The organism is Arthrobacter sp. (assembly GCF_031179385.1).
GTDB lineage: Bacteria > Actinomycetota > Actinomycetes > Actinomycetales > Micrococcaceae > Arthrobacter_D.
On record NZ_JAPSHV010000034.1, the window covers coordinates 1 to 24520 of the forward strand.

Sequence of the window (24520 nt, forward strand, 5' to 3'; positions counted from 1 at the left end):
CAGTTCCGACGGCGGCTGCCGGCCATGGGTGAGGGTCTGTCCATCGAGGGTCTCAGCCTCGCCGGGTCCAGCACCGGGCCGGCTGCTCGGCTGCCGTCCGGAGAAGGCGGGGTTCCTCCGCTGCTGCTTTCCGGTGTCGGGCTCTCTGTGGCGCCGGGTGAGATGGTGGCTCTGGTGGGGGCCTCCGGAAGCGGTAAAACCATGACTGCGCTGTCGGTGCTGGGATTGCTTCCGCCCGGGATCCGTGTTGCGTCCGGCTCTATCCGGCTCGGCGGGACAGAACTCCTGCGCTGTGAAGACAAGGAGCTCAACCGTATTCGCGGCGGCCGGCTGGGCATGCTGTATCAGCAGCCGAAGCGCATGTTGAATCCGAGGATGACGATCGGACGCCATCTCGCTGAGCCGCTGAAACTGCACCGCGGACTGCGCGGACGAGCTGCCAAAGCGCAGGCACTGAGGCTGCTTTCCGACGCCGGGTTCGAGGATCCGACCCGTTGTGCGCGCTCGTACCCGCATCAGCTCTCCGGCGGGATGGCACAGCGGGCCATGCTCGCGCTTGCCATGGCCGGCCAGCCGGAGATGCTGCTCGCCGACGAGCCGACGTCGGCGCTGGACAAAGTGCTCGAGCGGCAGATCCTGGAGCTGATCGATACGCAGAGAAACGTGCACGGGCTCGGGGTCCTCTACATCACCCATGACCTGGCCACCGTCTCGGCATTCGCTGATCGGGTGGTGGTGATGGACGGCGGCCGCATCCAGGAGACTGGTCCGGTCAGGACTGTATTGAATACACCGCAAACCACGTTCACGCGGGAACTGCTCTCGGCGTCAGCCCTCACAACGGCGACGGTCGACCCCGCGCGGGAACCTGTGCGCATCCCGGTGGAGAGCCTGCTCCGGGCCCGCACGGTTCAGGCAAGGGCGGCTGAGACGCTTCCGCGCATCCCGGTCCGCGTTGCGGCGGAGAAGCAAGGAGGTGGCCATGCGGTCCGGACTCCGCTCCCGACGCCGGTCGCCAGGGGCGGGGCCTCCTCGGTCGAGGCCGGGTCGCCACGCACCATCTTGGCACTGGAGAACGTCACCAAGCGGTTCCCCTCGAACGGGCGCGGTGCCCGACCGGCTCTCGACGGAGTCTCCCTCAGCGTGCGGGAGGGGGAGATCCTTGGTGTGCTGGGGCAGTCAGGTTCCGGAAAAAGCACACTCGCCCGCCTGCTCGTCGGTGTGGAGACGCCAGATCGAGGCCGAATCATTCGATCGCCGCGGCCAGGGGAGGTGAAGGACCCAACGGCAGTGCAGTTGGTTTTCCAGGAGCCGCACGACGCATTTGACCCACGCATGAAACTGCGCGCCAGCCTGGAAGCTGCATTGCTGCGCCGTCGTGCCCTCACTGCGGACGAGCGTGAGGCGCTCATCAGGCAGTCTGTCCAAGACGTTGAACTGGGGGCGGATCTGCTGGAACGCTACCCGAGCCAATGTTCCGGCGGACAACTTCAGAGACTTACGATTGCGAGGGCGCTCCTCCTGGATCCGGCGGTACTGATCTGCGATGAGGCTACCTCCGCCCTGGACGCCGTTACCCAGCGCAAGGTCCTGGACCTGCTGTTGCGCCTGCACCACGACCGCCGGCTCGCCCTCATCATGATTTCCCACGACATGAACGTCATCCGGTATATGAGCCGGCGGGTGGCAGTGCTCTATCAGGGCGCCCTCGTTGAGCTGGCACGCACGACCGACTTCTTCGCGAAGCCGGAGCACAGCCACAGCAAGCAGTTGGTTGCTGCTGCGCAAACGATACAGAGACCGACCAGTGTCGCGATACCCCTCTGAAACGCGCACACTTCTCGGTGCGCAGCTGGTCTTCAACCTGGGCTTCTATGCTGTAATACCCTTCCTGGCCGGAGCCATGGGCGGGGATTACGGGCTGGACGCGGCCGCCGTCGGGCTTGTCCTTGGTGCCCGGACGTTCAGTCAGCAGGGCATGTTCCTCTTTGGTGGTCTGCTGGCCGACCGGTGGGGTGCCCGCCGTGCCATCCTCACCGGCTGTCTGGTCCGCATCGCCGGTTATGCGACGCTGGCGGCGGCGTCGGACTTCACCCTTTTTCTCCTGGGCGCCGTGCTCACCGGGGCAGGGGGTGCGCTGTTCTCGCCAGCCCTTGAATCCCAACTCTCGTACGCGGACCGTTCGAGACAGGTTCCCCGCACGAGCCGTACACCCTCGAACGCCGACGGACGGAAGGGCGGCCGGTCGGTGTTCGTCTGGTTGGCCATCACAGGTGAAATAGGAGCGCTGCTCGGACCCCTGCTTGGAGCGGCATTGCTGGGGTGGGGGTTCGATGCAGCATTGGCCGCAGGAATAGCTGTCTTCGCCGCCGTGACCATACTGCTGTGGTTCCGGCTGCCCGCCGACGTCCCGGTACGCCGACCGCAGGAGGGTGAAGCGGAAGTCGAAGCGCGCCGCCCCGGTGACGCTCTGGCGTGCCTGCGAAACCGGCGGTTCGTCGCCTTTTGCCTTCTTGCAAGCACCAGCATGCTGGCGTACAACCAGCTCTATTTCGCGTTTCCGCTCGAATTGGGCCGGCGGGGACTGGAGAGTTCGTGGCTGGCCGTGCTGTTCCTGACCGCTTCGGTGATGACCCTGCTGCTCCAGTTGCCCGTCGCTGCAATGGGCCAACGGATCGGGCCGGGGCGGGCCGTGTCGGTGGGGTTCCTGCTGATGGCCAGTGCGATGGGAATCACCGCACTGACGGCGGTAGCTGCAGGGACGCGCTCCGAGGCATCAGGCTGGGACGCACAGGGAGCAGGACCAGCCATCGCGGGAGTACCGCACGCCGCGGTACTGATGGTCTGCATCGTCGGAGTCCTCATGCTCGGTCATATGCTGATTCGGCCCACGGTCCTCGCGCTCATACCCAGCTTCATCCCGGAGAGCGCCGGAGCGGGAGCAGGCCGTGGCGCCTACTACGGGCTCTCAGCAACGTGCGGCGGCGTCGCAGTGCTGGCTGGAAACGCACTGCTGGGCTGGCTGCTGGACCTGACCGACCGGCATCACTGGTGGCCGGGAACCCCCTGGCTGCCACTCATCGCACTTGCCCTGCTAGCAGCGCTCCTGCTGCCGAAGCTGCTGCATGGAAGTCACCCCGCGCTCCGGCACCCTGAGTCGGCCCGAAGGACGAGGCAGTAAGCACTCGCCCTTGTCAGGTGAGGTACTCCAGAGAATAATCCGCACTGGTACCGGTCCGTCGGCGGGATGCGGCGCTGCTCCGGGCTGTGGGAAGGACTGACCGTGAAAGCAATCGTCGTGGGCGCGGGAATCGCGGGTCTCGCCACCGCCGTCAACCTTGCTGACGCGGGGTGGCAAGTGGAGATACTCGAGAAGTCAGGCGGCCCTAGGGCCAGCGGTTACATGATGGACTTCTTCGGCGCCGGATACGACGCCGCGGAGAAGATGGGTGTTTTACCTGCACTCGAGGCACGTGCCTATTCCGTTGATGAAGTGTCCTACGTCGACTCGACGGGTCGCACCACCGGGCGGCTCAGCTTCAAGCGATTCGCTGAAGCCGTCAATGGACGGCTGCTGAGCATCATGCGGCCCGATCTCGAGGAAGCGCTGCGGGAGAGCCTTCCCGCGTCGGTTCCGCTTCGCTACGGTGCGACATTTACGCGGATCGAGAATAATGCCGACGGAGTCCGGGTCCATACAAGTGACGGTCGATTCGTTGACGGTGATCTTCTGGTCGGCGCAGACGGTATCCACTCGGCGGTGCGGGAAGCCCTCTTCGGGCCGGAGGCGCAGTTCATCAGGTACCTCGGATTCCATACTGCAGCGTTCACCTTTGACGATTCCGAGATCAATAGTCAGGTCAGAGGCCGCTTCGCGGTCAGTGACACCAAGGACAAGCAGATAGGGCTATACGGGTTGCGGGGCACCAGGGTCGCGGCTTTCCTGATCCATCGCGATGGATCGCCAATCCTGCCGGCCAACCGGAGGGAGACCCTGCGCAGGGAATTTGCGGATGCTGGCTGGCTTGCCCCGCGCGCGCTCGACCAGGCGCCTACGAACCCCTACTACGACGTCGTTGCCCAGGTCCACCTGGATCGTTGGCATACGGGGCGCGTAGTCCTGGTGGGTGACGCGTGCCAAGCCGTTTCCCTGCTCGCAGGTCAGGGATCCTCATTGGCTATCGCGGGAGCCCGGGTCCTGGTCGCTCTCCTTGTGCATGCTCCGTCAATCAGTGACGGTCTCGCTGCCTATCAGGATCATTGGATGCCCGTCGTGCGCGAGAAGCAGGAGGCGGGACGGCGCGCAGGGCGGTGGTTCCTGCCGTCGTCGGACGCGGATTTGATGGTGCGGCGGGTGATGACCAGGCTCTCCCGCCTTCCGCTCGTCAACCGGTCCATCGGGAATGCGCTGGCGGGTAAGGCAGTGCGAATTCCATAACCTTGATGAGCAAGCGTTCGCTTGCGTATTATTGACCTGTGGCTGATATCTTCCGGGCTCTCGACGACGAGACAAGGCGGCTGATCCTCGATGAATTGTTCGCGCGGGACGGCCAGACGCTGTTCGAAATTTGCTCGGTTCTGACCATGCGGCATGAAGTGGCCAGCTCCCGGCAGGCTATTTCACAGCATTTGGCGGTCCTCGAAGCTGCCGGGCTGGTCACGACCGAGCGCCGGGGGCGTTCGAAGTTCCACTACTTCAATCCAGGGCCACTCGCCGAGATCGCGAACCGGTGGCCTGCCAGTGAGAGGGCAAGTGCATGAAAATCGCGCTGACGAGCATTTTCGTCGATGACCAGCGGGCGGCTCACGCCTTTTATACGGATGTCCTCGGGTTCCGGACCCGCCATGATATCCCGCTGGGTGAGGACTTCTGGTTGACCGTCGTTTCTCCGGAGGCGCCGGACGGGCCGGAGTTGCTCCTTGAGCCTGCGGGCCACCCGGCCGTCAAGCCCTACCGGGATGCCCTGGTGGAGGATGGTATCCCGCTGGCTCAGTTCAACGTCGATGACCTTGCCGCGGAGCATGCTCGGCTTGCCGGCCTCGGGGTTCAGTTCACTCAGCCGCCCACTGACATCGGCACGGCCCTCGTCGCTGTGCTGGATGATACCTGCGGCAATCTCATTCAGCTGATCGAGATGAAAGCTCCAGCAGACGACGGCGGCGCCTACTAAATTAGTTCCCGAGCGATCAGTACCTGAATAACTTGCACGATGTGCAAACTTGCACCTAGTGTAAGTATGTGACTCCGCAGCAAACCAGTCGTCGCGAGCAGAACAAGCTCGACACCCGGCGGGCAATAGCCCAGGCCGCTCTTGACCTGGCCCGATCCGAAGGTCTGGGTGCGTTCACCGCAGAGCACATCGCCGAGCGGGCAAACATCTCCCGTCGCACCTTCTTCAACTACTTTCACAGTGCCGAAGAGGCGCTAAGCGTCTCCACCGAAGCATTCCTCGACCAGGCTGAAGCTGAACTGGCAAAACGTCCTGCCGACGAGCCGATCCTTGACGCGATGATTCAAGCGCTCGCAGCAACCACGAAGGTCGAGAACCTGCAGGACTGCGGCGATCTCTTCCGCATGGCCGCGGGCAATCCGGACCTCCTGGGCACACAGCTTCTGGCCTGGGAGCGCGCAGAAGCGCGCATCATCAGCGCGGTCGAGGAGCGCCTGGAGGGACAGGCATCGAGCCTGTACATTCATGCGCTCGTCGGCTCGCTACTTTCCTGCGCCAAAGCCGCCATGCGCGAATGGGCTTCCAGCGAGAACCCTGACCACGACGCGGCACAGACACTCGAAAACCACATCGTCACAACGCTCACCATGCTGCGTGACGGCTTTTCTCACCCGACGCTCTAGCCCAGGACGCAGATCACCATGGCATTCCTCCTGTACCGACTCGGTTCGTTCGCCTACCGCCGCCGCTGGTGGGTGGTCTCCGCCTGGCTGGCCATCATGGTCGCGGTCGGCGGGTCAGCCGTTGCCTTCTCCGGCACCCTCAGCAACAACTTCACGATTCCAGGCACAGAATCCCAGCGCGTCCTCGACGAGTTGAAGGAAGAGATGCCTGACGCCGTGGGCGGAATGGGGACCATCGTCTTCGAAAGCCCCGACGGTGAATTCAGCACTAATCAGCGCGAAGACGTCAGCAGCGTACTGAGTGACGTTGCTGACCTCGAGGGCGTGGAAGCGGTGATCGACCCCTTCGTCACCGCTCAACAGATCGCCGACAGTCGGGAAGAGCTCGAGAACGGGCGTGCTGAGCTTGAAGCAGGCGCCCAGCAGCTCCGCGACGGCGCCGCCCAGCTCGACGCAGGACAGGCACAGTTGGATGAGCAGCGCGCGCAGTTCGAAGCCGGAAAGTCCTTCCTTCCGGCCGAGCAGATCGATGCCACTGTGGCTCAACTCGACGCCGCCCAAACCGAGATCGATGCGCAGCGTGGGCAATTGGATGAAGGACAGGCAGAACTCGATGCCGCCCGCGTCGAACTGGAGCTGGGGGAACGCCAACTGGAGGCTTCTTCCGGAGTGCAGTTCGTATCGGAGGATGACACCACAGCCGTCGCAAGCATCCAATTCACGTCGTCGGTGGACGCAATCAGCGTCGAGACGCGAGAAGCTGTCCAAGCGGCCGCGGACCGGGCGACCGAGGCCGGTCTCTCGGTGGAGTACAGCAAGGAGATCGTTCAGGACATCTCCGAGATTTTCGGTCCAGCGGAAGTCATCGGCCTCGCCGTGGCCGCGCTCGTCCTGATCCTGATGCTCGGAACGCTCATCGCCGCTGGCCTTCCGCTGCTGATGGCGATCGTCGGCGTAGGTGTCGGCGTTGGCATCACCTTCGCGCTCACCGGCGTCATTCAGATGAGCTCTATTTCTCCGGTACTCGCGCTGATGCTTGGACTCGCCGTCGGGATCGATTATTCGCTGTTCATCGTGAACCGCCACCGTACGCAGTTGCTGCGGGGCATGCCTGTGCAGGAATCGATCGCGCGTGCCACCGGTACAGCAGGCAACGCCGTGTTGTTCGCGGGTATCACAGTTGTCATCGCGCTTGCCGCCCTCGCCGTTCCAGGCCTTCCGTTCCTCACCATCCTTGGCATGTCCGCGGCTGGAACCGTGGCCGTAGCTGTCATCGTCGCGCTGACCCTGACGCCCGCGCTGCTCGGCTTCATGGGTCGTCGGGTCATCTCGAAGCGCCGCTGGGCGAAGGCGGAGTCCGCAGGTGCTGACGCGCAGGCCGCTGAAGAACACTCCGCGGACGATTCCTATGCGGCGGGTCGAGGCTGGGGCGGTGCCGTGACCCGCAAGCCGATCCTGACGGTGCTTGCGGCCGTCGCCGCGCTCGCGGTGCTCGCCATCCCCGCCCTGGAACTGCGTGTGGGACTGCCCGACGGCGGTTCCGAACCCGCTGATTCGACTGCCTACCGCGCGTACACGCTTGTCGGTGAGAAGTTCGGTGAGGGCACCAACGGTCCGCTGCTCGTAGTGGGCAACCTGCCGCCCATCGAAGACGAGGCTGACCGCACGGAACTGCAGCTGGACGTCGCAGACGAACTCACCCAGGTCGAGGACGTTGCTGCGGCGGTGCCCGCGGGCATCAGCGACGACGGCCGCACCGCGATCTACCAGGTCATTCCCGAGGAAGGCCCGGCAAGCGAGAGCACCGAACAGCTTGTCCGCGACCTGCGCGCTGAGGCGGCGAACATCGAGGACGCCACCGGTGTGACAGTTTCCGTCACAGGCCAGACCGCCGCAAACATCGACGTGTCCGCCAAACTCATGGAGGCCATGCCTCTCTACCTGGGCATCGTCGTCGGGCTCTCATTGATCCTGCTGCTCCTGGTCTTCCGCTCCATCCTCGTGCCGCTCATCGCCACAGCGGGGTTCCTGCTCTCACTGATGGCCAGCTTCGGGGCCACCGTGGCGATCTACCAGTGGGGCTGGCTCGGTGATTTCTTTGGCGTCACCAACCCCGGCCCGATCCTGAGCTTCCTGCCGATCATCCTGATCGGCGTCCTGTTCGGCCTTGCCATGGATTACCAGATGTTCCTTGTCTCCGGAATGCGCGAGTCCTTCGTGCACGGCCGGCCGGCGAAGGAAGCGGTACGCGTCGGCTTCAGCCACGGGGCACGGGTGGTCACGGCGGCGGCCATCATCATGGTGTCGGTGTTCGCGGGCTTCGTCTTCTCCCACCTCACCATGGTTCGACCGATCGGATTCGGCCTGGCCTTCGGCGTGTTGCTGGACGCCTTTGTGGTGCGTATGACCCTGATCCCCGCAGCGATGCACCTCCTCGGCCGGTCAGCCTGGTGGCTGCCCAGGTGGCTGGACCGCATCCTCCCGGATGTCGACGTTGAGGGCGCCCGGTTGATGGAGAAGACGGACCACGACGCCGGCCGGGACGTGCCGTCGTCGGATCCGGTACCGTCGGGCCGCTGAAGGGGATCAAACCGTCTCACATGGTGAGACTAATGCGGAGAAGTATTTCGTAATCTCTAGGATTATGCGGTCAGTTTTCCCCATCAAGGACACATAGCCGTGAATCTTTTCCGTACCAAGTCGATCGAACAGTCGATCGCAGACTCAGGTGAGAAGGGCCGCACACTCAAGCGGTCGCTCACCACCTGGGACCTCATGATCATGGGCGTGGCTGTTGCTGTCGGCGCCGGCATTTTTTCGGTCGGCGCTCAGGCAGCGGCCTTCAACGCCGGGCCGGCAGTGACCATCTCGTTCGTGCTGGCTGCAATTACCTGCGCGCTGGCCATCATGTGCTACGCCGAGTTCGCCACAGCGATCCCTGTTGCAGGCAGCGCCTACGTCTTCACCTACGCGACCATGGGTGAGCTTCTCGCATGGATCATCGGCTGGAACCTCATTCTTGAGTTGCTGATGGCCGGAGCGGTGATCGCGAAGTTCTGGGGCGTGTATCTCAGTGACCTGTTCGCGGTGCTCAACCTGGACGTTCCGTCCCAGGTCAACGTCTTCGGTATCACCATGTACTGGGGGCCGCTCATCATCGTGGCGATCTTCACCGTCATTCTGGTGCTCGGAACCAAGCTGTCAGCCCGTGTGAACAACATCTTCACCATCATCAAGATCGCCATCGTGCTGTTCGTGATTGTTGCGGGATTCTTCTTCATCAACGGCGAGAACTACCAGCCGTTTGTCCCGGCCTCCGAGCCGCCCGCGGCACTGGATGCGGACTGGACCTCGCAGCCCTTCCTGTCCTTCCTGTCGGGTGCCAACCCGGCCGTCTACGGTTTCACCGGCATCATCTCCGGTGCAGCGTTGGTCTTCTTCGCGTTCATCGGCTTCGACGTCGTTGCCACCTCCGCCGAGGAGGTCAAGGACCCGCAGAAGACCCTTCCGCGCGGAATCTTCGGTGGCCTGGCGCTGGTGACCGTGCTCTACATCCTTGTCACCCTGGCCGTGACCGGGATGGTGTCGTACAAGGAACTTGCCGCAGCGGAATCGCCGTCGCTGGCCACCGCATTCCAGCTGGTGGGAGCAGACTGGGCCGCCGGCATCATCTCGGTGGGAAGCCTCATTGGCCTGACCACCGTAATCATGGTGCTGCTCATGGGTCTGGCACGGGTCATCTTCGCGATGAGCCGTGACGGGCTGATGCCCCGAGGGCTGAGCCGTACCTCTGAGAAGCGCAGCACTCCGGCCCGCACACAGATCCTCTGCGGCGTCGTCGTTGCGCTGCTGGCCGGCTTCACCGAGGTAGAGCTGCTCGCCGAGATGATCAACATCGGCACGCTGTCAGCGTTCGTCACGGTCAGCCTCGGCATCCTGGTGCTCCGCAAGAAGCGCCCTGATCTGAAGCCGTCCTTCCGTGTGCCTTTCGGCAAGGTGATCCCGGTTCTGTCGGCGGTCCTCTGCCTGTACCTCATGCTCAATCTGGCCACCGTGACCTGGGTGTTCTTCGGCATCTGGCTCGTCGTGGGTTTCGCGATCTACTTCGCGTACGGTCGGCGGCACTCACGGCTGGCATCAGGAAACGCAGATGAACCCGAGCTGGAGGAGTCCCGCGCGGGACGTTGACCTTCGGCGGGAGGGGCGCGTCAGGGCGGACTGTAATATTCAGCCATGGCGCGCCCCCCGAAACCGGAACGCAAGAACGAGCTTCTCGACCAGATCGTCGAGTATCTGCTCGACAAGACGTTCGCGAGCCTGAGCTTCCGCACCCTTGCCGATGGGCTGGGCATCAGCAGCTATGTGCTCGTTTACCACTTCGGAAACCGCGAGGAGCTCATCAACGAGATCGTCGCGCATATTGAGGCACGTCATGATTCCATCAAGCCGACGAATCCCGAAAGTTTCACCCGGGACGACTTTCGTGAATGGCTCCTGGAATCCTGGAATGAACTGCTGGTCGACAGGAACCGAAGTCTGCAGCGACTGGAGTTCGAAGCCGCCGTTCAGGACTCCGTGAGTCCCAACCCCCGCGGCAGTGCCCTGAGGAAGTTCTCGTTCTGGCACGAACTTGCTGCCGATTGGCTGGTGAACCAGGGCCTGCCGCGCGAGGCGGCGGAGGGTTCGGCGCGACTCTTCGTATCAAGCCTGTACGGTCTGCAGTACGACTTTGTGCTGAACAATGACGGAGCGTCCGTGAAGCGGGCGCTGCACCTGCTGGTTGAGCGGTTCTTCAGTGGCCTGGACCATGCGCTCGCTGCAGTCCATTCGGAGGCCGGAAACAGCGAAAAGGGAGGACGGGCCTGAGCCCGTCCTCCCTTTCCGCTTGCTTACACGGGTTACACCCTAGAACTTGTTCGCGGCCTCGGCCTCGGAGTTCTGGGCCGCACCGGAAGCGCTGCCGAGGTTGGCGCGAAGCTTCGCGCCAAGGTCCGCGTCAACGTTCGTCCAGTACTGGATGGCGCGCTCACGGATATCCTCGATGGTCACACCGCTGACCGCACCCGTGATGGTCTCCAGGAAGCGCGCCTTCTCAGCGTCGTTGTAGACCTCCCGGTACAGCGTGCCGGCCTGACCGAAGTCATCGTCCTCTGCATGGAGGCTATGCGCGGCGCGCACCAGGTCGCCGTCGTTCTCCCAGCCGCCGTGCTCACCGTACTGCGCGGGATCTGCAGCGGGGCCGCCCACCGAATTGGGAGCGTAGACCGGGGTCTGCGGGGAATTGAAGAAGAAGCGGGCGGCACCGTCCTTCGAGTAGTTTCGCACCTCGTTCTTCGGTGCGTTGACCGGCAGCTGCGCATGGTTGGTTCCCACGCGGTAGCGGTGCGCATCGGCGTAGGAGAAGATGCGGGCCTGCAGCATGCGGTCGGGGGATGCCGCGATACCCGGAACGAAGTTCGACGGCGCGAAGGTGGCCTGCTCGATCTGCGCGAAGTAGTTCTCCGGGTTGCGGTTCAGGGTGAGGCGTCCGACCGGGATCAGCGGGTAGTCAGCGTGCGGCCAGACCTTGGTCAGGTCGAAGGGGTTGAACCGGTAGTTCTTTGCCTCTTCGTACGGCATGACCTGGACCTTGAGGTCCCAGCTGGGGAAGTTGCCCTGCTCGATGTTCTCGTAAAGGTCGCGGATGTGGTGATCTGCGTCCGAACCCGCCAGTGCCTCAGCCTCGTCGCCGGTCAGCGTCTCGTGGCCCTGGTTGGACTTGAAGTGGTACTTGACCCAGAACTTTTCGCCGGCCTCATTGATCCACTGGTAGGTGTGGGAGCCGTAGCCGTTCATGGTGCGCCATGAGGCGGGCAGTCCGCGGTCGCCCATCAGCCAGGTCACCTGGTGCGCTGACTCAGGGGAGAGGGTCCAGAAGTCCCACTGCATGTTGGCGTCGCGCAGGTTTGAACCGGGAAGGCGCTTCTGCGAGTGGATGAAGTCGGGGAATTTGATGCCGTCGCGGATGAAGAACACCGGGGTGTTGTTGCCCACAAGGTCGTAGTTGCCCTCGGAGGTGTAGAACTTCAGTGCGAAGCCGCGGGGGTCGCGCCAGGTGTCCGGGGAGCCCTGCTCGCCGGCAACGGAGGAGAAGCGCAGCAGCGTCTCGGTCATGGCACCGGGCTGGAAGAGCGCAGCCTTGGTGTACCGACTGACATCCTCCGTGGTCTCGAACATACCGAAGGCACCGCCGCCCTTGGCGTGCACAACGCGCTCGGGAACGCGCTCACGGTTGAACTGCGCGAGCTTCTCGATCAGGTAGTGGTCAGTCAGCGGGATGGCGCCGTCGCGGCCCAGGGCTGAGGAATTGCTGTCGTCGACAACGGGGGCACCCGATTGGGTGGTGCTGAAGTTGGCAGTCATGGATTCTCCTTCTTTCAGTGTGTTTCTGTTAGTTCGGGAAGATTTGGGGAGGTCTCGCGGCAGTCGGTGCAGAGACCCTGATACACCACGTCGGCAATCTGAATGGTCATCCGGCTGGATCCGGGCGACCAGGATGGAGTGAGGCAGGGCGCGTGTCCGACAGCGCAGTCCACGTCTTCGATCCGGCCGCACCCGGTGCAGACCGCGTGGTGATGGTTGTCATTGACCCGGGTTTCATACCGAGCGGGGGAGTGGGGCGGCTCGATCCTGCGCAGCAGCCCGCTCTCCGTGAGATCGGAGAGGACCACATACACCGACTGCACGGTGATATCGGCGAGTTCACTCCGAACCGCGGTCACGACGTCGTCGGCGGTTGAATGCGGTGACCGTTCGACGGCGGCGAGCACCGCCAGGCGCTGCCTGGTCACCCTTCGCCCCGCTGAGCGCAGCGGCGCAGCCCAGGGGCTCACGGGCGCATTCTGTTCGGTCATGGGACCAGTAAAACACTTATTCTGAGTGACTCATAATAAGCCTCGCCTAACGGGCTAGGCTGTAGGGATACATTGGCGATGAAGGGTTGAAGAATGGGCCGTACGCCCTGGGAAGAAAGACGCCAGGAGCGCGTTGGAGACTGTGTTGTCAACGTTCGGAGGACAGGTCAGGGGCAACCGATCGTCCTTGTCCACGGCATCGGCGTCTCCGCCCGCTATTTCGAGCGGTTGGCCGCCGAACTGGCTACGAACAGCGCTGTCTACGCGGTCGAACTTCCGGGTTTCGGTCCTTCGCCCTGGCCGCGGCGGGCGTTGTCGGTGCCGGAGCTCGGTGAAATCGTTGTGGCTGTCCTGCGAAGGCTGGACCTGACCGGGGTAGTTCTGGTCGGCCACTCCATGGGGTGCCAGGTGGCCACAGAGACTGCGGCCCTTGCTCCGGAGCTGGTGCACAAGCTCGTGTTGCTCGGGCCCACTGTGAATGATCAGGAGCGTTCGGTCAGTCAGCAGGCGCTGCGCCTGGCGCAGGACACGCTCCGTGAGCCGCCGGCCGTGAACTGGATGGTCTTCACCGACTACCTTCGTTCGATCGTTCCCTACCTCCGCACGCTGCCGGCCATGGTGAGCCACAGGCTTGAAGATGCGCTACCGCGGGTAGCCTGCCCGGTCGTCCTCATGCGGGGGGAACGCGACCCGATCGTGCCGACGGATTGGCTCCAGCGCTTGGCCGCCGCCAATCCGAACTCCGTGATCGTGGAGGTGCCGGATGTGCCACACATCCTGATGTTCAGTCGCCCCGCAGAAACTGCCCGGGGACTGTTGACCGGGGACCCGCATGCGGCTGCTTAAGCGGGGGTGGGCCTGGGGCCTCGACTACGCCTACGTCGGTTTCTGGCAGGCGCGCGGCTTTATCTTCCGGGGCGACGCCGGCTCCCAGCTGTCCGGCGACAAGGCGCCCGTGGTCCTGCTCCCGGGGATCTACGAGCCCTGGCAGTTCATGCACCCGGTCGCTTCCCATCTCCATGCAAACGGGCACCCAGTGCACGCGGTCACTGCGCTGGGTTACAACCGGGGCACGGTTCCAGCGATGGCGGAACTCGTCGCCCAGTACCTGCGGGAGCGGGACCTGCGCAACGTGATCCTTGTAGCGCACAGCAAGGGCGGGCTCATCGGAAAATACGTCATGACCCTTCCGGAATCTGCGCCGCGCGTACACCAGCTGGTTGCCGTGAACTCGCCCTTTTCCGGTTCCGTCTACGCGATGTTCGCGTTCCTTCCCAGCCTGCGTGCATTCTCGCCACGGAACCGGACGCTGAACGCACTGCGGGCCAACCTTGCCGTGAACTCACGCATTACCTCCATCTACGGAACGTTCGATCCGCATATCCCGGGCGGCAGCGAATTGGTCGGTGCAACCAACGTGCGGCTCGACATCATGGGCCACTTTCGGCCCCTCGGAGACAAGCGCGTACTCGACGCTGTCGATACAGCCATTGCAGCCCACGCCCCGGAGCCCGCGGGATAGGAGACCCTTCAGGAGGGTCCAATTTTCTTGGCGATTGCGACGGCCTCGGCCGGGCTTGAAAGCCACGGCTCGCCGTGGCCGGTCAGCACCTTGTCGGCGTGCAGCGCCGCGATGCGGTCGAGGGAGTCCAGGGCCTGCGGAGAATTGGCGGTTGCGGCGCCGGACACGATCTGTGGTCCTTTTACCCCGGTGTAGGGATTCAGGGTGACCAGTGCGTCGCCGATGATCAGCACACCGCGATCAGCGAAATGAAGAGCAACGTGGCCCGCGGTATGTCCCGGGACATGGATGACCTCCGGCATCCCGGGGAGGTTGGCCGCCAGCCCGGGGGCAAGCGGCAGGGTATCGGTGACCCCGCGCACCCGTAGGGCTCCCGCCAGCGTCATCCGGCCGAGGATGGGCAGGCTGCCGGGGTTCTGCAGGGGCACCACAAATCGGTTCAGCTCGTGCTTGTAGCGGTAAGGATGGGCGGCAATATAGGCGTCATCCGGGTGGACGAGTATCGGCACCCGGTAGTGACTCCTTATCCGCGCAGCTACTCCCACATGATCGAAGTGACCGTGGGTGAGGACCAGCGCCACTACCGAGTCCTCGAATCCGAGTTCGCGCAGGGCTTCCCGGACTCTGGGCCAAATTGCAGGGAGGCCCGCATCGATGATCATGACACGGCCTTCCTGTTCGACGAAGTAGACGTTGACGTGGGCGTGTTCCAGCCAGTGGATTCCCTCGGCGACTTCGCTGGTGAGCATGGCGGTTCCTTCACTTGACGATCGGTTGCGAGCGGCGCTGTGAGTGCAACCCTAGTCATCCGCACCCGTAAAGTCAGCAGGCTGATGAATTGCGAACACGCGCGGGTCGTTGCCGGAGGTAACGGCTCCGCCGGTAGACTTGGCCGGTGCCAAGACTCCTCGCCGACATCACTCCGCTGAAGGAGAGTCCGGCTTTCCGCAGGATGTATTTTGGGACGGCGCTCTCGGCAGTCGGCACCAATCTGACGTTGGTGGCTGTGAGCCTGCAGGTCTATGACATCACCGGCTCAAGCCTCAACGTCGGTTTGATCGGTCTATTCGCCCTGGTGCCGCTGATCTTCGCCGGACTGTACGGGGGAGCGGTTGCCGACGCCCATGATCGGCGCAAGGTCGCCCTCCTGTCCGGAATCGGCCTGTGGGCATCGACGATCGGCATAGCGCTGCAGGCCTGGGCCGGAGCCGACAACGTCTGGCTGCTTTACGTCCTGATCGCCGTGCATAGCGGATTTGCCGGCATCAACCAGCCGACACGGACGGCCATCATTCCGCGGCTGGTGCGGCCTGAGTTGCTGCCTGCCGCCAACGCCCTGTCGATGATCACCTTCGGGCTCGCGTTCACCGTGGGACCGATGCTTGCGGGGCTGCTCATCGCACAGGTGGGTTACGGCTGGACCTACACCATCGACGTCGTCACCTTCACCGCCGCGCTGTGGGCACTCTTCCGGCTCCCCGCCATGCCTCCTGAAGGGCCGGTGCGGCGAGCAGGACTCGGCACAGTCATCGAGGGGTTCCGCTACCTCGGCACCAGGCCGAACATCCGGATGACCTTCCTCATCGACCTCGCCGCCATGGTGATGGCACAGCCTCGCGTGCTGCTGCCCGCAGTAGGCGCCGTTTTCATTGGGGGCGGCGAACTGACAGTCGGAATCCTGCTCGCGGCGAGTGCCTTCGGAGCCGTGCTCTCCGGCTTGTTCTCCGGTCCGCTGGGACACGTTCACCGTCAGGGCAGAGCTGTCCAGTGGTCTGTCGCCGCATGGGGAGCATCGATCAGCGCGTTCGGACTCGTCGTCATCCTTGCCGGACGTTCGCCCGACGGCGGGATGACCCCGTGGATCATTCCCGCCGCCCTCTGCCTTCTGCTGGCCGGCGTCTCCGATTCCGTCAGCGGCGTGTTCCGGAGCACCATCCTGCAGTCGGCCACTCCCGATGCCATGAGGGGACGACTTCAGGGAGTGTTCATTGTCGTCGTCGCCGGTGGCCCCCGGCTGGGCGAACTGGCCGGGGGCGGGGCGGCCGAGTGGATCGGTGAGGGCTGGACCGCGCTGTGGGGCGGGATCGTGTGCATGCTCCTGGTGGTCCTGCTGGCCCGACTTCAACCGCGCTTCGGCCGGTACGACTCCCGCACCCCCGAACCGTAAGCGACCCCCGCTGAGCGCTACCGGGCGAGAAGCCGGTCGTTCAGCTCCTGTGCCCTGTGGTAGTAATCGGTGAGCTGCAGTTCCGAGGCTGCCTCACGATCGAGGACGACGACGGCGCGAGGGTGCAGTTGCAGGACCGAGGCGGGGCAGAAGGCGCTGACCGGACCCTCGACCATTGCGCGGACGGCGGCGGCCTTGTTGGAGCCGATAGCCACCAGCACGGCCTGCCGTGCCTCGCTGATGGTCCCGAGCCCCTGGGTCAGGCACAGCTGTGGGACCTCACCGCCGGGAAAGAACCGCGCGTTGTCGGAGCGCGTGATGCGGGCAAGAGTCTTGACCCGGGTCCGCGATGTCAGGGACGACGTCGGCTCGTTGAACCCGATGTGCCCGTTCGCGCCGATCCCGAGGAGTTGGACGTGGATACCGCCGGCCTCGCGGATAGCGGTGTCATAGCGGGCCGCCTCTGCACGGAGATCTTCGGCATCCCCGTGCGGGGTAAACAGACGGGACAGCGGGAGGTCCACGTCGTCCAGGAATTCCCGCCGGATCGTTGAATGATACGACTGCTCGTGATCCAGCGGCAGTCCCGCGTACTCGTCGAGTGTGAAGGCGGTGGCATCTCTAAAGCTGAGATCCTCCTCGCGGTGGCGCCGAATAAGTTCGCGGTAGGTTCCCGCAGGTGAACTGCCGGTAGCCAGTCCCAGAACCGCGGGCCCGCGCCGCACATGCTCTTCGATGATGTCCGCTGCGCGCGAACCGACCTGTTCCGGTGAGTCGCAGATGATGACCTGCACGGTTATGCCCTTTCTGTTGTTGCGTGCTCAAGCAGGTGACCGGCTTGGTACACCTGCAGAACTTCGAGTTCGTCCGAGGCGACCACCACGTCTGCCCGGCGCCCTGCGGCGAGGGTGCCGACGTCGTCGTTCCCGATCAGCCGTGCCGGGGTCGAGGAAGCGGCCGCGACCGCATCCGCGAGAGGGATGCCCCACTCACGGCAGCGCCGGACATTTTCCAGCAGTCGGCTGGTGCCGCCGGCGATGGCGCCCTGGCTGCCGTCAGGGACTGCAAGCCGCGCCGTGCCGTTCCGCACCTCAACGTCGAGCGCACCCAGGGTGTAGTCTCCATCCAACATTCCGGCCGCGGCCATCGCATCCGTAATGAGGGCGATGCCGCTCGGACCGACCAAACCGAAGACCATCCGGACCGTTTCCGAATCCAGGTGCGCACCGTCGGCTATGAGTTCAAGGACCACGGTTTCCGGTGCGCGCCGGGCGGTGTCGAGCAGCACGGCGATAGGGCCCGGGCGGCGATGATCGAGCGGCGGCATGCGGTTGAACAGATGGGTGGCCGACCAGGATCCCGCTGGGCTGCGCTCAAGGGCCTCCCGCATTTCGGCCGCTGTTGCTGCGGTGTGCCCTACCGAAGGTACGACGGCGTGTTCCCGGCAAAGTGCCACGAGCTCGTCGAAGTGGGCGGTTTCCGGAGCGAGTGTGATGGTCCGGACGGTTCCCCGTCCGGCCTCCAGCCATTGACGAAGCAGAGCTGGGTTACCCTCGATGATCGCCGCCGGGTTCTGCGCTCCGCACATGTCGGCGGCGATGAACGGCCCCTCCAGGTGAAGGCCCGCCAGCGTTCCGTCGTGCACCAGCTCTCGGAGCACCTCGATCTGGCCAAGCAACTCATCCGCCGGCGCCGAGACCAGCGAGGCAAGCAACGACGTCGTCCCATGGGCTGCGTGGTGGCCGGCAATCGCCCGGGCACCGTCCTGATCGGCGGAGAAGGTGTGTCCCGCTCCACCGTGGCAGTGGAGGTCGACCAGTCCGGGCAGGATTACCGGGACCTGCTCGATCCGGTCAGGAGCACCGGACGGCAGTGCCGATGCCGGGCCGCACCATTCGATGCGGCCCCCGGCGAGCCAGACGGCGCCGTCGTCGATCACGTCCTCGGCCGGCCGGCCGGTGACCAGCCGGCCGGTGACCAGCCGGCCGCGAAGAACCCGGTCCTCGCCGGGGCCGGCGTCAGCTAGCATCCGGGCGGGCCATCGACGGCGCGTCAGTCGTCTCGTCCTCGCGGCCCATGGTGCGGAGGTTCCACTTGCGGATGACGAAGCGGAAGAGCACGTAGTACACCGCAGCGAAGGCCAGGCCGATCGGGATCAGGAGCAGCGGATTCTGGGCGATGCCGAAGTTCAACACGTAGTCGATCGCACCCGCCGAGAACCCGAACCCGTGGTGGATGTCCAGGACATTCACCACCATCATCGATACGCCGGTGAGGATCGCGTGAATGACGTACAGCGGCCAGGCGACGAACATGAACGAGAACTCGAGGGGCTCGGTGATGCCGGTCAGGAAGGCGGTCAGGCCGGTGGACAGCATGATGCCGCCGACGAGCTTGCGCTGGGACGGACGTGCTTCCTGCCAGATCGCCAGAGCGGCCGCCGGGAGGGCGAACATCATGATCGGGAAGAAACCGGTCATGAAGACACCGGCCTCCGGGTCGCCGGCGAAAAAGCGGTTGAGGTCACCCTGGGCACCTTCGTAGTCCCCGATGATGAACCAAACGATCGAGTTAAGGATGTGGTGCAGGCCCAGGGGGATGAGCATGCGGTTCAGGAATCCGTAGATGCCGCTTCCGGCCACCGTGTTTTCCGAAACAGTGTTGCCGACGGCGGTGAGGCCGCGGTCGAAGAGCGGGTAGATGAGCGCCATGACCACGCCGATGGCGATGGCCGCGAACGCGGTGAGGATCGGCACCAGTCTGCGGCCGGCGAAGAAGCCCAGCCAGTCGGGCAGCTTGGTGCGGTGGAAGCGCTGCCAGAGCCACGCCGTCGTGAGGCCCATGACGATGCCCGCAAGGACCCCGTAGTTGATGACCGGGTCTTCGCCGCCCTCCGGCGCCTCACCCAGAACCAGCGGTGCCATGACCTCGAAGACGTTCGTCAGCACGAGGTAGCCGACGACGGCGGCCAGGGCTGTGGATCCGTCGCCCTTCTTGGCGAAACCGAACGAGATGCCCACTGCGAACAGCAGCGGGAGATTCTCAAACAGCGCGCCACCAGCTGCGCCGATAACGTGCGCCGCGGTGGAGAGCGATTCGAAGCTGCCCAGCAGGTCGTCCTGGCCCAGGCGAAGCAGGAGCGCCGCCGCCGGCAGGGCGGCGATCGGCAGCATCAGGCTGCGCCCGAAACGCTGAAGGTTCTGCAGGGCCTTACCGCTGCCCTTGGTCTTTTCCGGAGTATTTGTTCCTGGGTCGGTGGGCGCTTCAGCAGCGCCCTTGCCCGGCTCGGGGTTGGTGCTTGCGGTGGACATGTGAATCCTCGATTCGTGGAGGGAGGGCGCTTGTGTGTCTTTGCCGAAGTCAGTAGAGTCATCCTCACTGGTTATAACCAGTGACAACCATCACTGTGATGCGCTGGAGTCCGATTGTCAACCCGCGCTGCGGAAATACGGTCCACAGTCCAGCATCACCGACGAAGGAGGAGACATGTCCAAGGCCGAAGACATCCTGGCGGCGCTCGGCGGAGCAGATAACGTCGAGGAGATCGAGGGCTGCATCACGCGGCTGCGTACTGAGGTGATTGACTCCTCGCGCGTCAATGAGGCCGCGCTGAAAGCAGCCGGCGCACACGGCGTCGTGGTTGCCGGAACCGTGGTTCAGGTCGTCGTCGGCCCCGAAGCGGACAGCCTTGCCGATGACATTCAGGACCTCATGTGAGTCCTGAAGTAGAGGAGGGCGCACAGGGAGCGTTGACGGTCGCTTCGCCGCTTCCCGGCGTCGTGCTCGCGCTGAGCGAGGTCCCTGACCCTGTGTTCGCCCAAGCGCTGGTGGGAGACGGCGCTGCCGTCATGCCGGAGGACGACGCCGGTGTGCTCACCGCTGTGGCCCCGGTGGACGGGCGCGTGGTCAAGGTCATGCCTCACGCCTACATCGTCCAGCACGCATCCGGGCCGGCTGTCCTGGTGCACGTCGGAATCGACACCGTGCACCTGAAGGGAGAAGGCTTCACAGTCCGGGCTGCCAAGGGCGACGAGGTCCGGACGGGGGACCCCATGGTGGACGTCGATGTGGCTTTCCTGCGCGGCCGGGAGCTCAGCCCGTGCTGCCCCGTGGTTGTGCTCGATTCGAAGCAGGGGACAGTGGCGGTGGGCAACCCCGGAGCTTACGTCCTGGCCGGACAGCCCCTGTTCAGTCTTCCGCGGGTGTGAGGGTGCCTGGAAGCGGCCCGGCATCGGGAGAGCTCAAGCACCTTCGTCTTCGCCGGGAACTCCAGGAACTGGCGCGAACGCTGAAGCCCGGCGAAGCGCTGCCCGGTGAACGGCAGCTCGAGGAGATGTTCGAGGTCTCCCGGATTACCGTCCGCAGGGCCATCTCAGACCTTGTCCGTGACGGCGAACTGGTTCGTGAGAAGGGCAAGGGAACGTTTGTTTCCCACGGCATGGTGCGGTCGGTGCTGCACCTCGCCTCCTTCAATGAGGACATGCGCGCCGCCGGCTTCGTGCCCAGTACCCGGGTGATCACGGCCGACCTCGACGAACCGCCCGAAGGCGCCGTTGCACATCTGCGACTGCGGACGGACGAGTCGGCGTACCGGCTGCGCCGACTCAGGCTCGCCAATGACGCGCCGGTGAGCGTGGACGAATCATGGCTTCCTCCCGCGTTGCTTCCCGACCTGCTCGCGGAGGACCTCACCGGCTCGCTCTACCGGGTGCTGTCCACCTCCGGCCACCCGGTACGGCGGGTGGAACAGACCGTCCAGGCCAGTGCCGCCTCCGAGGAGATAGCGCCGCTGCTGGATATCGCTCCGGGTGCCCCCGTCCTGCTTTTCCACCGGCGATCCTTCACTGGCCCGGAAGGACCCGGAGTGCCCATCGAATACTCAATCTCCACCTACCGGTCCGATCGCTACCAGATCTCGATGACGCTCGCCCAGTAGGACCTCCTCCGGGCCGTTGCACCGGTTCCATACCGCGACATACTGGGGTCATGGACAAGCTCACCAGCAAGCAGATTCTCGATGCCGGGCTCGACGACTGGCGCCAACTCGCGCAGGGCATTCACGCCCGCTTCCGGACCGGCAGCTTCACCACAGGCCTGCGGTTCGTGACTGCCGTCAGCGATGCCGCCGAAGCCGCCAACCACCACCCGGATGTCACCCTCACCTATCCTCACGTCGACCTGAAACTGATCAGTCACGACGCCGGTGCCCTGACGCAGCGGGACGTCGACCTCGCGCGGGCCATCAGTTCCATCGCGCGGGAGCAAGGGCTGACGCCGCAGCCCGAGACGCTCGCCGAGGTGGAACTCGCGCTGGATACCGCCGCGCTCGCCGCCGCTGGACCGTTCTGGGCGGCGCTGCTCACCGGTGACGCCGGCAATACGGCCGGTGACGACGTCGTCGATCCCTCAGGCCGTGTGCCGCTGCTGTGGTTCCAGGGCACCGATGCCCACGAAACTCCACGCCAACGGTTCCATCTGGACGTATGGGTTCCCCACGACATGGCGGAGGCCCGCATCGCAGCTGCTGTTGCTGCTGGTGGAACCGTTGTCGATGATTCGCAGGCGCCGTCCTTCACGGTGCTCGCCGACGGTGAAGGAAACCGGGCCTGCGTGTGCACCGTGCTGGAGCGCTGACGGGCTACAGAAACAGTCGTGGAACAGCGCGACCCGCATCGCCGTTGTACCGGTAGGTAAGTTCAACAAGGAGAACAGGTGCACAACCACTTCAACGGAGCCAAGACGGCCCTGCTTTTCGGATCCCTCATGGGCATCTTCCTGCTGTTCGGGGCCGTGGTCGCATCGGCGACGCGCAGCTCGGCATTCCTCTGGATTTTTGCGCTCATCGGCGTGGGCTCGATCGCGTACAGCTACTGGAACAGCGACAAGCTGGCTATCCGGAGCATGAAGGCCGTTCCGGTGACCGAACAGCAGGCACCGGCGATGTACCGGATCGTGCGTGAGCTGAGTACCAAGGCGGGCAAGCCGATGCCCCGTCTGTACGTCTCGCCGACCATGGCTCCGAACGCCTTCGCCACCGGCCGTAATCCGGAGAACGCAGCCGTCTGCTGCACCCAGGGCATCCTGCAGATTCTGAACGAACGGGAATTGCGCGGTGTCCTTGGACACGAGCTGATGCACGTCTACAACCGCGACATCCTGACCGGGTCCGTTGCGGCCGCCGTCGCCGGCGTGATCACGTCAGTGGCGCAGATGTTCGCCTTCACGGGCATGATGGGCGGCAACCGCAATTCGGGCGGTAATCCGATCGCCGCACTCCTGCTCGCGTTCCTCGCACCGCTCGCCGCAGGACTGATCCAGATGGCTATCGGCCGTACGCGCGAATACGACGCAGACGAGGACGGCGCCCGCCTCACCGGTGACCCGCTGGCCCTCGCTTCGGCGCTCCGCAAGCTCGAGCGCGGAACCCAGCAGGCGCCGCTGCCCCAGAGCCAGCAGCTGGTGAACACCTCGCACCTGATGATTGCGAACCCGTTCCGCGGCGGCGGCGTCCAAAAGCTCTTCGCGTCCCACCCGCCCATGGCGCAGCGGATCGCCCGCCTGGAAGGTATGGCGGGCCGGGCGGTCCAGTAGTTCCTCGAGCTTCCCCGGTCGGTGGGAGATCCCATCGAACTCACACCTTCGGTGGGACTATCCGGACTATCCCGCTGATCCGGACACTTCGCCGGGATACTCCACCACGTACGACGACGGCGACGCACCCAGGAAGGGGAGCGTCGCCGTCGTCGTGGTTGGCTGGTTTTCCTAGCGGAAGTTGACGAACTGCAGGTCAGCCTCGTCAAAGTTCTTGAGCAGTGCCATCGTGGCCTGAAGGTCATCCCGGGACTTGGAGCTGACACGCAGCTCGTCGCCCTGAATCTGGGACTTGACACCCTTGGGCGCTTCATCGCGGATGAGCTTGTTGATCTTCTTGGCAACGTCCTGGGCGATGCCCTCCTTAATGGAGGTTTCCAGGCGGAACTCCTTGCCGGAAGGGTAAGGCTCACCGGTATCGAGGGACTTCAGGGAGATGCCGCGCTTGATCATCTTGGACTGCAGGACGTCCAGCACCGCGAGGACGCGCTCTTCCGAGTTTGCCTTCATGAGAATCTTCTCGCCGCTGAAATCGACCTCGGCTCCGACGCCCTTGAAGTCGTAGCGCTGGGCGAGTTCCTTCTGCGCCTGGTTCAGCGCGTTGGCGACTTCCTGCTTGTCTACCTTGCTCACAACGTCGAATGTGGATTCGCTGGCCACCGTTGCCTCCTTCTGGGTTGGTGTTTTCCTGCTTCTACCCTAATTCACAGCTTCACAACAGGCGGCTCCCATTACCGGGTGAAAGCGTGGAGATCACGGTGTTCTCAGGAGGAACTTTTGACCGCGCAATCGCGTCGCTATTTTGTTCGTGCTCGTCATGCTGTCGCTGGGTCATTGATCATGGCCGCATCGCTGACCGGGGTCGGGGCGGCGCCGTCGGTTGCTTCCTCGCCCATAGTGACGAGACCGCAGGAACCGGATGTCGAGAACCGCACGGTGACGGACCGGCTGGAGGGTGTCCGGACTGAGCTCGAGAATGCTGTCGCGCTGGGGCTTGTCACTGCTGACCAGGCAGGAAGTTTCTTTGCACAGATCGAGCGTCGGATAGCTGCCGGCCTGTGACTTTGCCCCGCCAAACCACCGATTCGATTCTGGGCGGGATGTTCTGTAAAGTTGTTTTGCCTGCGGACGGCGATCCGCAGGTGGTCTTCTTGAAGAGAATTCTTCGAGGGACGTTCGGCAGATTACCCGAGCGGCCAAAGGGGGCTGACTGTAAATCAGCTGGCACTGCCTACGGGGGTTCGAATCCCTCATCTGCCACTCGCCACGAAAGGCCCGCACTCCAGGGAACTGGGTGCGGGCCTTCTGCTGTCCATATTTCCGCCCTGTGATTGCCCGACGATCGATCGCATCACGAACGCCTCCTGACGGTCTCGTTGTACCAAGCAACCTCGCGCTCAGCGAACAGGACGCGACATCCAGGCCGATTCTCGTTAGCGTGAAGATATGGCAACTATTGACATCACAGAGGCAACCTTCCCCGAGACTATCGA

Annotated in this window: 25 protein-coding genes and 1 tRNA gene; 19 read left to right on the top strand and 7 right to left on the bottom strand. The window is 64.2% G+C overall.

The window, feature by feature from the left end:
* The first annotated feature begins 24 nt into the window (after nt 1–24).
* The 9 genes from RIF85_RS07045 (at nt 25) to RIF85_RS07085 (ending at nt 10720) form a co-directional block, all read left to right on the top strand.
* Nucleotides 25–1827, top strand: a complete 1803-nt coding sequence (locus RIF85_RS07045; protein ID WP_309071231.1) for an ABC transporter ATP-binding protein — start codon at nt 25–27, stop codon at nt 1825–1827.
* Nucleotides 1808–3181 (top strand): MFS transporter, encoded by a 1374-nt coding sequence (locus RIF85_RS07050; RefSeq protein WP_309071207.1) that lies wholly within the window; start codon nt 1808–1810, stop codon nt 3179–3181. Before RIF85_RS07045 ends, RIF85_RS07050 begins: the two co-directional genes overlap by 20 nt.
* Before the next feature lie 102 nt (nt 3182–3283).
* A complete protein-coding gene (locus RIF85_RS07055; protein ID WP_309071208.1) occupies nt 3284–4438 on the top strand; it encodes an FAD-dependent oxidoreductase in 1155 nt (384 codons plus the stop codon).
* A 38-nt stretch (nt 4439–4476) separates the two neighbouring features.
* Nucleotides 4477–4761, top strand: a complete 285-nt coding sequence (locus RIF85_RS07060; RefSeq protein ID WP_309071209.1) for a metalloregulator ArsR/SmtB family transcription factor — start codon at nt 4477–4479, stop codon at nt 4759–4761.
* Entirely contained in the window at nt 4758–5171 is a 414-nt protein-coding gene (locus RIF85_RS07065; RefSeq protein ID WP_309071210.1) for a VOC family protein, read from the top strand. The genes RIF85_RS07060 and RIF85_RS07065 overlap by 4 nt, the downstream gene beginning before the upstream one ends.
* A gap of 68 nt (nt 5172–5239) precedes the next feature.
* Nucleotides 5240–5854: a TetR/AcrR family transcriptional regulator gene (locus RIF85_RS07070; RefSeq protein WP_309071211.1), complete on the top strand. Its 615-nt coding sequence runs from the start codon at nt 5240–5242 to the stop codon at nt 5852–5854.
* 18 nt (nt 5855–5872) lie between these two features.
* Nucleotides 5873–8434, top strand: coding sequence for an MMPL family transporter (locus RIF85_RS07075; RefSeq protein WP_309071212.1), 2562 nt, complete (start codon nt 5873–5875; stop codon nt 8432–8434).
* Nucleotides 8435–8533: 99 nt separating this feature from the next.
* On the top strand, nt 8534–10042 hold the full coding sequence (locus tag RIF85_RS07080; RefSeq protein WP_309071213.1) for an amino acid permease: 1509 nt from the start codon (nt 8534–8536) through the stop codon (nt 10040–10042).
* A 45-nt stretch (nt 10043–10087) separates the two neighbouring features.
* A complete protein-coding gene (locus RIF85_RS07085) occupies nt 10088–10720 on the top strand; it encodes a TetR/AcrR family transcriptional regulator (protein WP_309071214.1) in 633 nt (210 codons plus the stop codon).
* Nucleotides 10721–10759: 39 nt separating this feature from the next.
* On the opposite strand, the gene RIF85_RS07090 is transcribed toward RIF85_RS07085, so the two are convergent.
* Together RIF85_RS07090 and RIF85_RS07095 are read right to left on the bottom strand one after the other, a co-directional pair.
* Nucleotides 10760–12256, bottom strand: a complete 1497-nt coding sequence (locus tag RIF85_RS07090; protein ID WP_309071215.1) for a catalase — start codon at nt 12254–12256, stop codon at nt 10760–10762.
* Between the two features lie 14 nt (nt 12257–12270).
* Nucleotides 12271–12747, bottom strand: coding sequence for a Fur family transcriptional regulator (locus tag RIF85_RS07095; RefSeq protein ID WP_309071216.1), 477 nt, complete (start codon nt 12745–12747; stop codon nt 12271–12273).
* A gap of 93 nt (nt 12748–12840) precedes the next feature.
* On the opposite strand from RIF85_RS07095, the gene RIF85_RS07100 reads away from it, so the two are divergent.
* Both RIF85_RS07100 and RIF85_RS07105 read left to right on the top strand, forming a co-directional pair.
* A complete protein-coding gene (locus RIF85_RS07100; RefSeq protein WP_309071217.1) occupies nt 12841–13593 on the top strand; it encodes an alpha/beta hydrolase in 753 nt (250 codons plus the stop codon).
* Nucleotides 13580–14269: an alpha/beta hydrolase gene (locus RIF85_RS07105; protein WP_309071218.1), complete on the top strand. Its 690-nt coding sequence runs from the start codon at nt 13580–13582 to the stop codon at nt 14267–14269. Before RIF85_RS07100 ends, RIF85_RS07105 begins: the two co-directional genes overlap by 14 nt.
* An 8-nt stretch (nt 14270–14277) precedes the next feature.
* Here RIF85_RS07105 and RIF85_RS07110 read toward each other — a convergent pair whose 3' ends face one another.
* Nucleotides 14278–15018, bottom strand: a complete 741-nt coding sequence (locus RIF85_RS07110; protein ID WP_309071219.1) for an MBL fold metallo-hydrolase — start codon at nt 15016–15018, stop codon at nt 14278–14280.
* Nucleotides 15019–15164: 146 nt separating this feature from the next.
* On the opposite strand from RIF85_RS07110, the gene RIF85_RS07115 reads away from it, so the two are divergent.
* A complete protein-coding gene (locus RIF85_RS07115) occupies nt 15165–16436 on the top strand; it encodes an MFS transporter (protein WP_309071220.1) in 1272 nt (423 codons plus the stop codon).
* Between the two features lie 17 nt (nt 16437–16453).
* Here RIF85_RS07115 and nagB read toward each other — a convergent pair whose 3' ends face one another.
* Genes nagB through RIF85_RS07130 form a run of 3 tightly spaced genes read right to left on the bottom strand, consistent with a single transcriptional unit; the run spans nt 16454 to nt 19747 of the window.
* Nucleotides 16454–17230 carry a glucosamine-6-phosphate deaminase gene (gene nagB, locus RIF85_RS07120; RefSeq protein WP_309071221.1) on the bottom strand — a complete coding sequence of 259 codons (777 nt, stop codon included), beginning with the start codon at nt 17228–17230 and terminating at the stop codon, nt 16454–16456.
* Between the two features lie 2 nt (nt 17231–17232).
* Nucleotides 17233–18465 carry an N-acetylglucosamine-6-phosphate deacetylase gene (nagA, locus tag RIF85_RS07125; protein WP_309071222.1) on the bottom strand — a complete coding sequence of 411 codons (1233 nt, stop codon included), beginning with the start codon at nt 18463–18465 and terminating at the stop codon, nt 17233–17235.
* Nucleotides 18455–19747, bottom strand: coding sequence for a PTS transporter subunit EIIC (locus RIF85_RS07130; protein ID WP_309071223.1), 1293 nt, complete (start codon nt 19745–19747; stop codon nt 18455–18457). Before RIF85_RS07130 ends, nagA begins: the two co-directional genes overlap by 11 nt.
* Nucleotides 19748–19922: 175 nt before the next feature.
* Here RIF85_RS07130 and RIF85_RS07135 point away from each other — a divergent pair, with 175 nt between their 5' ends.
* The 5 genes from RIF85_RS07135 (at nt 19923) to htpX (ending at nt 23027) form a co-directional block, all read left to right on the top strand.
* A complete protein-coding gene (locus RIF85_RS07135; RefSeq protein ID WP_309071224.1) occupies nt 19923–20153 on the top strand; it encodes a glucose PTS transporter subunit EIIB in 231 nt (76 codons plus the stop codon).
* Nucleotides 20150–20644, top strand: a complete 495-nt coding sequence (locus tag RIF85_RS07140) for a PTS glucose transporter subunit IIA (protein ID WP_309071225.1) — start codon at nt 20150–20152, stop codon at nt 20642–20644. The genes RIF85_RS07135 and RIF85_RS07140 overlap by 4 nt, the downstream gene beginning before the upstream one ends.
* A gap of 2 nt (nt 20645–20646) precedes the next feature.
* Nucleotides 20647–21372, top strand: coding sequence for a GntR family transcriptional regulator (locus RIF85_RS07145; RefSeq protein WP_309071226.1), 726 nt, complete (start codon nt 20647–20649; stop codon nt 21370–21372).
* 50 nt (nt 21373–21422) lie between these two features.
* Entirely contained in the window at nt 21423–22070 is a 648-nt protein-coding gene (locus RIF85_RS07150; protein WP_309071227.1) for a 4a-hydroxytetrahydrobiopterin dehydratase, read from the top strand.
* A 78-nt stretch (nt 22071–22148) separates the two neighbouring features.
* A complete protein-coding gene (htpX, locus tag RIF85_RS07155) occupies nt 22149–23027 on the top strand; it encodes a zinc metalloprotease HtpX (RefSeq protein ID WP_309071228.1) in 879 nt (292 codons plus the stop codon).
* 171 nt (nt 23028–23198) lie between these two features.
* On the opposite strand, the gene RIF85_RS07160 is transcribed toward htpX, so the two are convergent.
* The gene (locus RIF85_RS07160; protein WP_309071229.1) at nt 23199–23687 is read right to left on the bottom strand and encodes a YajQ family cyclic di-GMP-binding protein; all 489 of its coding nucleotides are present in this window, start codon (nt 23685–23687) and stop codon (nt 23199–23201) included.
* Nucleotides 23688–23867: 180 nt separating this feature from the next.
* Between RIF85_RS07160 and RIF85_RS07165 the strand changes: the two genes are divergently transcribed.
* Both RIF85_RS07165 and RIF85_RS07170 read left to right on the top strand, forming a co-directional pair.
* Nucleotides 23868–24089, top strand: coding sequence for a hypothetical protein (locus RIF85_RS07165; protein ID WP_309071230.1), 222 nt, complete (start codon nt 23868–23870; stop codon nt 24087–24089).
* 116 nt (nt 24090–24205) lie between these two features.
* Nucleotides 24206–24287 (top strand) — tRNA-Tyr (locus tag RIF85_RS07170).
* Nucleotides 24288–24520: the final 233 nt, after the last annotated feature.

Excerpts from the sequence above, each read along its gene's own strand:
- RIF85_RS07075 (WP_309071212.1), top strand. The coding sequence starts at position 5,873 with ATGGCATTCCTCCTGTACCGACTCGGTTCGTTCGCCTACCGCCGCCGC.
- RIF85_RS07095 (WP_309071216.1), bottom strand. The coding sequence starts at position 12,747 with ATGACCGAACAGAATGCGCCCGTGAGCCCCTGGGCTGCGCCGCTGCGC.
- RIF85_RS07100 (WP_309071217.1), top strand. The coding sequence starts at position 12,841 with ATGGGCCGTACGCCCTGGGAAGAAAGACGCCAGGAGCGCGTTGGAGAC.
- RIF85_RS07135 (WP_309071224.1), top strand. The coding sequence starts at position 19,923 with ATGTCCAAGGCCGAAGACATCCTGGCGGCGCTCGGCGGAGCAGATAAC.
- nagA (WP_309071222.1), bottom strand. The coding sequence starts at position 18,465 with ATGCTAGCTGACGCCGGCCCCGGCGAGGACCGGGTTCTTCGCGGCCGG.
- RIF85_RS07045 (WP_309071231.1), top strand. The coding sequence starts at position 25 with ATGGGTGAGGGTCTGTCCATCGAGGGTCTCAGCCTCGCCGGGTCCAGC.
- RIF85_RS07085 (WP_309071214.1), top strand. The coding sequence starts at position 10,088 with ATGGCGCGCCCCCCGAAACCGGAACGCAAGAACGAGCTTCTCGACCAG.
- RIF85_RS07065 (WP_309071210.1), top strand. The coding sequence starts at position 4,758 with ATGAAAATCGCGCTGACGAGCATTTTCGTCGATGACCAGCGGGCGGCT.
- RIF85_RS07090 (WP_309071215.1), bottom strand. The coding sequence starts at position 12,256 with ATGACTGCCAACTTCAGCACCACCCAATCGGGTGCCCCCGTTGTCGAC.
- RIF85_RS07110 (WP_309071219.1), bottom strand. The coding sequence starts at position 15,018 with ATGCTCACCAGCGAAGTCGCCGAGGGAATCCACTGGCTGGAACACGCC.
- RIF85_RS07165 (WP_309071230.1), top strand. The coding sequence starts at position 23,868 with ATGGCCGCATCGCTGACCGGGGTCGGGGCGGCGCCGTCGGTTGCTTCC.
- RIF85_RS07150 (WP_309071227.1), top strand. The coding sequence starts at position 21,423 with ATGGACAAGCTCACCAGCAAGCAGATTCTCGATGCCGGGCTCGACGAC.
- RIF85_RS07105 (WP_309071218.1), top strand. The coding sequence starts at position 13,580 with ATGCGGCTGCTTAAGCGGGGGTGGGCCTGGGGCCTCGACTACGCCTAC.
- RIF85_RS07130 (WP_309071223.1), bottom strand. The coding sequence starts at position 19,747 with ATGTCCACCGCAAGCACCAACCCCGAGCCGGGCAAGGGCGCTGCTGAA.